Origin of the sequence: Photobacterium nomapromontoriensis, assembly GCF_050336815.1 — a bacterium.
Classification (GTDB): Bacteria; Pseudomonadota; Gammaproteobacteria; order Enterobacterales; family Vibrionaceae; genus Photobacterium; species Photobacterium nomapromontoriensis.
The window spans coordinates 101237-112802 of the sequence record NZ_JAKJSL010000025.1; the positions used below are offsets into that span (position 1 = coordinate 101237).

Annotated in this window: 8 protein-coding genes; 3 read left to right on the top strand and 5 right to left on the bottom strand. The window is 48.6% G+C overall.

What is annotated here, in order from left to right:
* Positions 1 to 4: 4 nt before the first annotated feature.
* Positions 5 to 1621 (bottom strand): phosphate ABC transporter permease PstA, encoded by a 1617-nt coding sequence (gene pstA / locus L4D12_RS10435; protein WP_428447775.1) that lies wholly within the window; start codon positions 1619 to 1621, stop codon positions 5 to 7.
* A 48-nt stretch (positions 1622 to 1669) separates the two neighbouring features.
* Positions 1670 to 3895: an ABC transporter permease subunit gene (locus L4D12_RS10440; RefSeq protein ID WP_428447776.1), complete on the bottom strand. Its 2226-nt coding sequence runs from the start codon at positions 3893 to 3895 to the stop codon at positions 1670 to 1672.
* A 198-nt stretch (positions 3896 to 4093) separates the two neighbouring features.
* Here L4D12_RS10440 and L4D12_RS10445 point away from each other — a divergent pair, with 198 nt between their 5' ends.
* The 3 genes from L4D12_RS10445 to ppx are packed head-to-tail and all read left to right on the top strand — an operon-like array spanning position 4094 to position 8239.
* Positions 4094 to 4600, top strand: coding sequence for a glycine cleavage system transcriptional repressor (locus L4D12_RS10445; protein ID WP_428447777.1), 507 nt, complete (start codon positions 4094 to 4096; stop codon positions 4598 to 4600).
* 32 nt (positions 4601 to 4632) lie between these two features.
* Positions 4633 to 6729 (top strand): polyphosphate kinase 1, encoded by a 2097-nt coding sequence (ppk1, locus tag L4D12_RS10450; RefSeq protein WP_428447778.1) that lies wholly within the window; start codon positions 4633 to 4635, stop codon positions 6727 to 6729.
* The gene (gene ppx, locus L4D12_RS10455) at positions 6722 to 8239 is read left to right on the top strand and encodes an exopolyphosphatase (protein ID WP_428447779.1); all 1518 of its coding nucleotides are present in this window, start codon (positions 6722 to 6724) and stop codon (positions 8237 to 8239) included. Before ppk1 ends, ppx begins: the two co-directional genes overlap by 8 nt.
* Before the next feature lie 24 nt (positions 8240 to 8263).
* Here ppx and L4D12_RS10460 read toward each other — a convergent pair whose 3' ends face one another.
* The 3 genes from L4D12_RS10460 to phoB all read right to left on the bottom strand — a co-directional run bounded on the left by L4D12_RS10460 (position 8264) and on the right by phoB (position 11460).
* Positions 8264 to 9208 carry a PstS family phosphate ABC transporter substrate-binding protein gene (locus L4D12_RS10460; RefSeq protein ID WP_428447804.1) on the bottom strand — a complete coding sequence of 315 codons (945 nt, stop codon included), beginning with the start codon at positions 9206 to 9208 and terminating at the stop codon, positions 8264 to 8266.
* Positions 9209 to 9402: 194 nt separating this feature from the next.
* Positions 9403 to 10707 (bottom strand): phosphate regulon sensor histidine kinase PhoR, encoded by a 1305-nt coding sequence (gene phoR, locus L4D12_RS10465; RefSeq protein ID WP_428447780.1) that lies wholly within the window; start codon positions 10705 to 10707, stop codon positions 9403 to 9405.
* A gap of 63 nt (positions 10708 to 10770) precedes the next feature.
* Positions 10771 to 11460, bottom strand: coding sequence for a phosphate regulon transcriptional regulator PhoB (gene phoB / locus L4D12_RS10470; protein ID WP_428447781.1), 690 nt, complete (start codon positions 11458 to 11460; stop codon positions 10771 to 10773).
* Between the last annotated feature and the right edge of the window lie 106 nt (positions 11461 to 11566).

Sequence of the window (11566 nt, forward strand, 5' to 3'; positions counted from 1 at the left end):
TCCGTTACTGCTCTAAAGAGCGGAATTTCTCTCGCAGATGATTGCGGATCCCAATGGCCGTCAAGTTCAAGCCGACGATCACGGTTACCAGCAAAAATGAGGTTGCATAAACCAGAGGTCTGGCCGCCTCGACATTCGGACTCTGAAAGCCCACATCATAAATATGATACCCCAGGTGCATGAATTTACGGTCAAGGTGCAAGTAGGGGAAATGGGTATCCAGAGGCAGTGATGGGGCGATTTTAACAGCCCCGACCAACATCAAGGGGGCCACTTCACCAGCCGCACGTGCAACGGCCAAAATTAATCCGGTCATAATTGCCGGACTTGCCATCGGCAAGACAATTCGCCATAAGGTTTCTGCCTGTGTCGCCCCTAAAGCCAGTGAACCATGGCGAATGGAATGGGGGATCCGAGCCAGGCCTTCTTCCGTCGACACAATCACCACAGGCAACGTAAGGATTGCCAGTGTCAGTGCCGACCAAAGAATACCAGGGGTACCAAACGTGGGTGCCGGAAGCTGAGTCGAGAAAAACAGATCATCGATCTGGGCACCAACCATATAAACAAAGAATCCCAAACCAAACACCCCGTACACAATCGAGGGGACCCCGGCAAGGTTAATCACGGCAATTCTAATCAGCTTGGTAAACATGTTTTTCCCTGCATACTCATGCAGATACACGGCAGCCATCACACCCAGCGGAGTCACAATGACGCTCATCAGCAGCACCATCAATACCGTACCAAATATCGCAGGGAACACCCCGCCTTCGGTATTGGCCTCACGGGGCGCCTCACTAACAAATTTACCCAGCTGATGCAACCAGTGGCTCAGCTTACCCCATGTCCCAAGTTCATTGGGGTACCAGAGATCGAGAACCTGATCCAACGGCAAGGTGATCTCTTGCCCGGTCATCACACGGATCACTAACGCATCATGTGCAATCTGTTGCCTCAGTTGCACAATTTTCTGCTCTAACGTGGTAAATTGCTGCTCCAGCGACGTGTGCTCCGCCACTGTACTCTCAGCTTCTCCATTATCACGCTCAACTTGTCGACGAAGTTGCTTAAACTGGCGATTAAGTACAGACAATTCATTCTGCTCAAGCGTCCGGATCTGCTCCCTAATCGCTTGCGTATGTGTCAGATGATCAGCCAGATTTGACAAGGGAATGGGAAGCCCGTCATCAATAAGTTTGACAGGAAAACCATAAAAACGGCCATTTTTAAGCCGATCAATGACCGCCACCCCTGCAGCAGGCGCTTGACTGATAATGTAAGGGTCCAGCACAGTCACAAAATCACTACCGAGTAACTCCCGGTTACCCGATTTGATCACATAGCGTACAACGCTGTCGCCAGAAAATCCCGAGGTGTCAATATCGGCCTCCGTCAGCTGACGGATCGGAACTGATTGGCGCTCATAAATTTCGCCAATGACCGTGCTGTGATGGCCATTCTGTTCTATGTTGAACTGATACACAGGTGCGGGCCAAAAGAAGCTCAGCCCCTTCCAGCCAATTAGCAATAATAATCCCAGTACCGCCAACAGGCTCAAGCTTACCGCCCCTGCGGTCAACCAAATCCACGGCGTACCTGTTTTAAACCACTTACCCATGGTGTATTTTTTTCATCTCAAACAGCCCTTCTCTGTCATCTTTTCGGGTTATAGCGAACTGTATTTTTCGCGCAATCGCTGACGAACCAGCTCGGCAATGGTATTAAAGAAGAACGTAAACACAAACAGCACAAATGCCGCCAAAAACATAATACGGTAATGAGAACTGCCCACCTCACTTTCCGGCATCTCAATCGCAATCGTCGCCGCTAAGGTACGCATCCCCTCTAACACATTCCAATCCATGATTGGGGTATTGCCTGTTGCCATCAATACGATCATGGTTTCACCCACGGCACGCCCCAACCCCATCATCACCGCAGAGAAAATCCCCGGACTGGCAGTCAGCAAAACCACCTTGGTCAAGGTTTGCCACTGAGTCGCCCCTAAAGCCAGCGAACCATTAGTTAAATGGCTTGGCACTGAAAAAATCGCATCTTCCGCAATTGAAAAAATGGTCGGTATCACCGCAAAGCCCATCGCAATCCCCACGACCAAGGTATTACGCTGATCGTATCCCAGCCCCCACTCATTCGTGAGGTACACCCGGACATCACCAGCAAAAAAAGCCGTTTCTATCCATGGACTGATTGCAAAGCAAGCGTAGGTCACCCCGATAATAACTGGCATAAGCAATAAGACATGGAGCCCACTCGGAATACGCTGACGCCAGCGCCAAGTTACTAACGACCAAAGCGCACCAACCGTGATCATCGCTGCAGGGAGCATGACCAATAGCAACATGATCCCAATCAGGTGTGCTTCTATAATCGGCGCCAGCCAGATCCCGGCCAGAAAGCCGAGGATCACCGTAGGCAGTGCCTCCATCAATTCAATGGTGGGCTTCACCACCTGACGCATTCGCGACGACATGAAATACGCGGTATAAATGGCCCCGGCCAATGCCATGGGAATCGCAAAAAACAGCGCATAGACAGCGGCTTTCAAGGTACCAAATACGATAGGTACCAAGCTCAATTTAGGTTCAAATTCATCACTGGCGGAAGTTGACTGCCACACATAAGCCGGCTCAGGATAACCTTCATACCAAATCTTCTGCCATAGCGAAGCTATCCCAATCTCTGGGTGACTATTATCGACCTGAAAAAGCTGCCAGTCATTGCCAGTTGCTGCCATCAAACGATTAGCGCGCGGGGAGATCGCCAGTAAATCAGGTAGTGCTCCCGAGAAAACTGGTTCACTGTATATCGCCCCTTTAATTGTGGTGTAAAAGGCAGAAAGCTGACCATCCTGCTGCAAAGCAAAAAAGCCCTTACGGGCATATTCCGGTACGACACGTACTACCGCATTATCCGGCAGTTCAAATTCACGTGTGAGTGTCAGTTTCCGCTTACCGTCACGCAATACATCAAACCATTGCGAGACCGAATGATCACTGTGGCTAATCAACAGTGAATTGGCGCCTGATAACAATTCTAATTGCACGGGTTGACTGTCAGAACGACTTACCTCAACCACCTCTCGAATCACACCGGCGTGCCCATCAAGCGAGACGACATAAATACGCATTCCTGCTAATACATAGGCTGTCCGTGTATCCGGTGTCACCGCAAGGGCTTTAATCTCCGTTGGTAATCCCTTAATCGCGAACGAGGATGAATGCCACTGTGGCTGATCCATATCCAGAGGACCATCTTGGCTGGTAAATACCATTGCCCGAACACGACCATCGGCTGTCACGCCGATAATACCGGCACGCTCGCTACGTACAGAAACCGCCAGCGCCGTAATCGGCTGATGCTCCGGGTCAAGCTGGATTGCAGCTTGACCCAATGGATAAATCAATGAAACAGGCTGTTCAGCCGTGCTGTTCACTGCATTAAAAACAGGCTTTACAATCGCGACCTCACCATGCTCACCACCAACAGCAAAAATACCTTCTGCAGGTAAGGTTCGAGCTAGGCTTGTTGCCCCGTCAAGAAGCGAATACTGAGAGATAACCTGACCCGCCTTGGGGCCAGTTAAGGGCAATACACTTAACGTGGCGCGATCGGACAAGCGAAAAAGATAATCGTTATGATCACTTAAGGAGGCGGAAACCGTTTTATCCGAGAATGACGTTGTAAACGTCTGTATCGGCGTCACTTTGACTGAGGAGAAAATCGGGATGATCACATAAAGCAGATAGAAGAAAATAAGAACAAGGGTAATAAGAACAAAAATACCACCAGCCGTCACTCCATAGCGGGTTAGCTTGTCTTTTACCTTGCGGCCAGGACTCTCTCCCATTAAAAATGCACCGGCCTTTGCCATTATTACCTCAATAGATTTACACGCTTACCAATAGTATTGGTTGAAGATGACAATTATATGACAATGGCTTATTAACAGCCATGCTCAACCCCCAAGTTACTGAAATATCCCCATCAACCTCAAGTGACAAACTAGACACACAACAGACATGGTCACATAATGTTCAATAATGCCATGTCAACGAATAAGGATATCGTTATGAAGCACCTCGTCATTACTATTATTGGTAAAGATCGCCCCGGCCTTGTCGACACCCTCTCTGACACGGTTTACCACAACCACGGTAACTGGCTATCCAGTAGTTTTAGTCAATTAGCGGGTCAGTTTGCCGGGATCCTTCAGGTTGAAGTCGCCGAGCAACACGCCGCCATTCTCAGCCATGCCCTGAGCAATATTCACGCCCTGCAAATTCTGATTGTCGAAAATGAAGGCAACAGCATCCCAGCTTCAACCCTGCATAATTTGGTGGTTACCGGCAATGACCGCACCGGAATCGTCAAAGATGTTGCCGCCACGCTCAATCAACTCGGGATTAATATCAACAAGCTCAAGACTGACAGTCACAGTGCACCCAATTGGGGATATCCAATCTTTACCGCTGATTTTCAGCTAGAATTACCCAACGGCATCACGCTTGATATGGTGCAGGATGCACTTGAGCAAATCGCCGATGACTTAACCATTGATATCGATAACAACGAGTAAGCCCCTAGTTTTCACGCTAAATTAGGATCAGTATGAGTACCGAATCGCTCTATCTCGATAAAGAACTCAGTTGGTTATCCTTCAACGAACGCGTACTGCAGGAAGCGGCGGACAAGTCGGTACCATTGATTGAACGAGTCCGCTTCCTCGGTATTTTTTCCAGTAATACTGATGAGTTTTACAAAGTCCGCTTTGCTGATGTCAAACGGCGGATCCTGATCAGAGAGGAGCAAAAGGGCGGAGAAAGTACCAAGCACCTACTCAGTAAAATTCAAAGTCGAGTCCTGAAACTCAATCAGGACTTCGACGCCCTGTATAATGAAATCTTACTGGAAATGGCGCGCCACCATATTTTTTTGGTCAATGAACAGCAGCTTGATACCTATCAGGAGAGCTGGCTAAGAAAGCATTTTCGCACTCAAATACTGCCCCACATTGCCCCGATATTACTCACCGACGATATAGAACTACTCCAATTCCTGAAGGATGAATACTCGTATCTGGCGATTGAACTCCAACAAGGAAACCACACCCGCTATGCCTTAATTGAAATCCCCACAGAACAACTTCCTCGCTTTATTCAGCTACCAGAGCCCAAAGGAAAACGGCGCAAGACCCTTATCTTACTCGATAACATCATACGTTTTTGTTTGGATGATATCTTCCGGGGCTTTTTTGACTACGACAGCCTTTCTGCCTATACCATGAAAATGACTCGTGACGCCGAATATGATCTCAGTCAGGAGGTGGAACACAGCTTACTCGAACAAATGTCAGAAGGACTCAATCAGCGCCTGACGGCAATGCCGGTTCGCTTTGTCTACCAACGAGAGATGCCATCAAGCATGGTCGATGTACTGTGTGATCGGCTCAAAGTATCCCGTTACGACAGCATCCTTCCTGGTGGCCGCTACCATAACTTTAAAGACTTTATTGATTTTCCAAATGTCGGTCGTAGTTATTTAGAAAACAAGCCTGTCCCCCAGATCGAGAGTACTCATTTTTGCCTCGCATCGAATGCCTTTGATGCCATCAAGCAGCAAGATATTCTGCTGTATTACCCCTACCATACCTTTAACCACATGACAGAATTGGTCCGTCAAGCCGCTTATGATCCAAAAGTACACAGCATTAAAATCAATATTTACCGGGTCGCTAAACACTCATTAATCATCGGCTCGATGATCAATGCGGCCAATAATGGCAAGCAGGTCACCGTGGTGATAGAGCTACAGGCTCGGTTTGATGAAGAAGCGAATATTGAGTGGGCTCATCGTCTGACCGAAGCTGGCGTACAGGTTGTTTTTGGGATCCCTGGTCTAAAAATTCACTCCAAATTGTGCCTGATCACCCGTCGCGAAGAAGGGGAACTGGTACGCTATGCCCACATTGGAACCGGTAATTTTCATGAAAAAACCGCCCGTGTTTATACCGATTTTGCACTAATGACATGTAACAAAGACATTGCCGATGAAGTCAAAATGGTATTTAGCTACATCCAGAATCCTTATCAGCCAGTTGAATTTAAACAGTTAATCGTATCACCAAGCAATTCCCGTTCTCGTCTATACGATCTGATTGACCGTGAAATTGCCCACGCCAAGCAAAATCTACCCTCGGGTATTACACTAAAGGTGAATAATTTGGTTGATAAGGGGCTAATTAACCTGCTGTACCAAGCCAGTAGTGTGGGGGTAAAAGTGCAGCTGATTGTAAGGGGGATGTGCACCCTGACCCCAGGAATAAAAGGGATCAGCGATAACATCCGCGCCATCAGTATTATCGACCGCTATCTTGAACATCCCCGAGTGGTGGTTTTTGAAAATAACGGCGCACCAGATGTCTACATCTCGTCAGCAGACTGGATGACTCGCAATATCGATAACCGCATCGAAGTCGGCTGCCCAATCCATGATCCGGCGCTCAAACAAACGATCATTGATATCCTGAATATCCAGCTTTCTGATACGGTCAAAGCGCGGGTTATTAACAAAAAAATGACCAACGAATACGTGCCTAGAGGTAATAAACGTAAAATTCGTGCCCAAACAGCGATCTACGATTACCTCAAACACACTGAGAAGCAGCTAAAGAAAAAAGCAGAAAAGAGTGGTGACCCCGATGACTGAATCCAGACAAGTAGAACCTGCTCGGCCACGAGAAATCGCAGCCATTGATATCGGCTCCAACAGCTTCCACATGGTCGTGGCGCGTATCGTCGGCCAAAGCCTGCAAATCATCAGCCGTCACAAACAGCGCGTCCATTTGGCATCCGGACTGGATGAGCACCATAACCTCGATCATGCTGCTATCCAGCGCGGTCTTAGCTGCCTCGCAATGTTCGCTGAGCGCCTGCAGGGATTCACCCCAGATAACGTCAGGATTGCCGCTACCTACACCCTTCGTCAGGCCCGTAACGGCCATATTTTTCTCCAGCGAGCAGAAACTATTCTGCCCTTTCCGATAGAAATCATACCGGGAACAGAGGAAGCACGCCTGATTTACCTCGGCGTGGCTCATACCCAACCCGATAGCGGTCAAAAGCTGGTTGTCGATATTGGTGGCGGCAGTACCGAGCTGGTGATTGGGGAGCAGTTCACCACTAAATTGGCTTACAGCAAACACATGGGCTGTGTCAGCTATAACCAGTACTATTTCCCCGATGGCAAAATATCACGTAAGCATATGGCAGCAGCACAGCTGGCTGCCGAGCAAAAGCTGGAAAGCATTGCCAGTAAATATATCCATATGGGCTGGCAAAATGCGGTGGGTTCATCTGGAACCATTAAAGCCATCCGCGAAGTACTGATTGGCCAAGGCCATACTGATGGGATCATCACCGCCAAGCGACTCAGTCAATTAAGCGAGACAATCCTCACCCATAAGCATGCCGATACCCTCGACCTTGTCGGACTTAGTGATGATCGCAAGCCCGTTTTTGCCTCCGGTGTCGCCATTTTGAGCGCAGTGTTTGCGTCTCTCAATATTGAGACGATGAATTATTCTGACGGCGCACTTCGCGAAGGATTACTGTACGAAATGGAAGACCGGTTTCGCCACCACGATATTCGGGCACGAACGGCCAGTGCGATGGCAACCCAGTACAATGTGGATATCAATCAGGCGAATCGAGTCAAGAAAACGGCCGAACAGCTCTATAACCAGATAGTCCCTTTACCAGGGCTGGCAAAGGACGAGCTGGTGACCTTGCTCAGTTGGGGGGCCTTGCTGCATGAGGTCGGTCTCAGCATCAGCTATCCAGGCTTTCACCGTCATTCTGCCTACCTGCTACGCTATAGCACCATGCCGGGATTTAACCTTGAGCAACAAACAGTACTCGCGACACTGGTTCGTTACCAACGCAAGGGGATCAAACTTGAAGACATGCCGGATCTTAGCATTTACAAGCGTAAGCACCTCTACCCTTTGATCCGTACCCTGCGTTTAGCCGTGGCGCTAAACGGCCAACGTAGTGACGATCCCTTACCGCCGATCACGGTCAATGCCGATAAAGAAGAATGGCAGCTTACACTGCCTGCAGACTGGCAAGAAAGCAGCCGATTATTGGCTGCCGATTTACGTAAGGAGCAAGAATACTGGCAAAAAGCGGGCTGGAACCTACACATTTCGGAGCGATAAACTACGCGCCTCAAAGCCATTCGGTCAAAGCAACCCAAGCTGCTCCAGCGCCATATTGACCGTTTTGGCCGGTAAAGGGACATAGCCATCTTTTGCCACTAAATCCTGACCATCATGAGACAAAATAAAGCGGATAAACTCAGCTTCTAGCGGAGGAAGCGGTTGGCCAGGTCGCTTATTTATATAGACATAAAGATAACGGGATAACGGATAACGGCCACTCGCGGCGTTATCTGTCGTCGGTTCAATATAATCCGTCCCTTCCCGAGCAATAGGCAGCGCCCGGATCCCAGTTGCCTGATACCCCACCCCAGAATAGCCTATCGAATTGAGTGAACTGGCAACCGATTGTACAACAGAGGCAGATCCCGGTTGTTCGTTCACATTGTTACGAAAATCACCATGGCATAATGCTTTTTGCTTAAAATAACCGTAGGTGCCTGACACGGAGTTTCGACCAAATAACTGGATATCACGAGCCGCCCAACTCCCGGTTAACCCCAATTGTCCCCAACGGGTAATAGGGTGTGCTGCGCCACAGCGCAAGGTCTGGGAATAAATAGCATCAAGCTGAGAGAAATCAAGACCGTTTAATGGGTTGTCCTGATGAACAAATACCGCCAATGCATCAATAGCAACCCGGATCTCCGTTGGTTTATAACCGTACTTCTGTTCAAATGCCGCAATTTCTCGGGCCTTCATTTTACGGCTCATCGGGCCAAACTGAGCCGTCGCCTCAACCAATGCTGTCGGTGCGGTTGAGGATCCTGCCGCCTGTACTTGAATATTGACGCTAGGATAATAACGTTTAAATTCTTCCGACCAATAGGTCATCAAATTAGCAAAAGTATCCGAGCCGACAGAAGAGAGATTACCGGAAATACCACTTACCTTCTGGTATGCGGGTAATGCGTGATGCGCAGCATATACCGACCTTGATGCAAACATAGCTGTAAGCACCGATATCATCATCGCACTGAATACAGTCCCCCGCAGGCCCATTTTTTTCCAATTCATGGTGATATTCATCTCGCTATCTCCCTCTCCATCAAGCCCTTTTTCACCCGCCACTCCAGACCAACAGCCCTATCTACAATAAAAGCGGCCAACAGGCCGCTTATCATTATCAAACGCATTCAGGCACAACCGCTGTTGTACCGCACTTATGCTGCTTTTGCCACTAACCGCATTGGCAAAGTAAACGCGAAAGTGCTGCCCACGCCCACTTCACTTTCTATTTCAAGGTAGGCATCGTGATGACTCAGGGCATGCTTCACAATCGCCAGCCCCAACCCGCTACCCCCCGTTTCTCGCGAGCGCGCTTTATCAACCCGATAAAAGCGTTCGGTCAATCGATGAATGTGTTGCGGTTCAATGCCTTGTCCACGATCGATGACTTCCAGTCTCGGTCCGGCGGCAGACAAGTACCAGCGCACTTTCACTTCAGCATTGGTTGGCGTATGTTTTACCGCATTGTAAACCAGATTAGAAATGGCACTACGTAGCTGATCTTCATCCCCCAGCACCTTGAGTGACGTATCAACCTCAAACGTGAACAGGTGCTCATCACCACCACTGAGTGAGACCGCTTCTTTTTCTAAGCCACTCAGCATCGCTGGCACATCAATGATCTCTTCCAGCTCAATGATCGGCGCAGCTTCAATCTTCGACAGGGTTAACAACTGCTCCACCAGCGAGTTCATTCGTACTAGTTGCTCAGTCATCACCCCGTGAGCCTTGTCCCACATTGGGCCAACCAGCATCTCGGGATCTTTCGACATTTCAAGATAGCCTTGTAGCACCGTCATCGGCGTACGCAATTCATGAGAAACGTTGGCAAAGAAATTACGTCGCATTCCCTCAAGCTGCTTCACCTGAGAGACATCACGCACCGCCATCAGGTATTCCCCTTCGGTGTAGTGCATGATCCGCAATTCCAATGTGCGATCGTAATTCATTGGTGAGGTAATTTCTAACGGCTCGTCAAACGACTGCTTAGACAGATAACGGACAAAGTCCGGACTGCGGAGCAAATTGCTGATCGGCTGACCCGCATCATCAGGCCAACGAAAGCCCAGCAGGTGCTGAGCCAGTTTGTTACACCAGACAATGTTTCCTTCACTACGAAAGACCACCACCGCATCTGGTAGTGATTCTGCACCACTGCGAAAACGGCGGATTAACGTAGCCAGCTCTTTACGGCGTCTACGATTACGCTGCTGTAATCGATAGATCCCGTTGAAAAGCGGCTCCCAACTGCCCGAGCCTGAAGGCGGCATCAAACTGCGCTCTTTCCATAACCAGTTAGACATTTTCAACTGGTTATGGAAATGCCAAATTAACTGGATCCACGTGGCAACAAGTAAAAACCATGGCATATAGCCAAAAATCATGCCAAGTGCTATCCAAGGCAAGTAGAAAAACATCAGTTCCAGAACCAACTTTTTCCACGAAAGCCGCTCTACCATCTATGACTCCGACACCGCGGGATAACGCTGATCCATGCGGTCAAAACTGCCTATAAAATATAACTAAACTCGGGTTGAAAAACGGTAACCCGCACCGCGTACAGTCTGCACCAGCTTATCATGACCATCGGCTTCTAATGCTTTACGCAAACGCCGAATATGCACATCAACGGTACGGTCTTCAACATAGACGTTGGTTCCCCATACATTATTAAGCAACTGCTCTCGACTATATACCCGCTCTTGGTGGGTCATAAAAAAGTGCAACATCTTGAATTCCGTCGGACCCATCTCCAACGGCTCATCGTTTGATGTCACGCGATGTGAAACCGGGTCGAGCTTTAAACCTTGTACATCAATAACATCTTCTAATGATGTGGGTGATACACGGCGCATGACCGCTTTCAGCCTAGCCATCAGCTCTTTCGGTGAAAATGGCTTGGTAATATAGTCATCCGCGCCCACTTCCAACCCGCGCACTTTATCTTCTTCTTCACCACGGGCAGTCAGCATCACGACCGGAATTTGACGAGTCAGTTCATCGCGCTTTAAGTGCTTAATCAGGTTAATGCCAGAACCACCGGGTAGCATCCAATCCATCAAGATCAGCTCAGGATACGGTTCGCAAATCTTCTCCAGCGCATCGTCATAATCTTCTGCTTCTATTGGCTGATAGCCTTTTTGTTCAAGGACAAAACAAAGCATTTCGCGAATAGGGGCTTCATCCTCTACAACAAGAATCCGTCTTACCATAGTCTTCTTTATACCTACTAGTTGCTGTCTTTCGAGAGCCATTATGTGTGTTTAGTATGACACTTTTGTGACCAATCGGGATATGTGTAACAAGATGAACATCTAT

Bases quoted from the DNA above. Each gene is read 5' to 3' on its own strand.
- pstA (WP_428447775.1), bottom strand. From the start codon at position 1,621: ATGGGTAAGTGGTTTAAAACAGGTACGCCGTGGATTTGGTTGACCGCA.
- L4D12_RS10440 (WP_428447776.1), bottom strand. From the start codon at position 3,895: ATGGCAAAGGCCGGTGCATTTTTAATGGGAGAGAGTCCTGGCCGCAAG.
- L4D12_RS10445 (WP_428447777.1), top strand. From the start codon at position 4,094: ATGAAGCACCTCGTCATTACTATTATTGGTAAAGATCGCCCCGGCCTT.
- ppk1 (WP_428447778.1), top strand. From the start codon at position 4,633: ATGAGTACCGAATCGCTCTATCTCGATAAAGAACTCAGTTGGTTATCC.
- ppx (WP_428447779.1), top strand. From the start codon at position 6,722: ATGACTGAATCCAGACAAGTAGAACCTGCTCGGCCACGAGAAATCGCA.
- L4D12_RS10460 (WP_428447804.1), bottom strand. From the start codon at position 9,208: ATGATATCGGTGCTTACAGCTATGTTTGCATCAAGGTCGGTATATGCT.
- phoR (WP_428447780.1), bottom strand. From the start codon at position 10,707: ATGGTAGAGCGGCTTTCGTGGAAAAAGTTGGTTCTGGAACTGATGTTT.
- phoB (WP_428447781.1), bottom strand. From the start codon at position 11,460: ATGGTAAGACGGATTCTTGTTGTAGAGGATGAAGCCCCTATTCGCGAA.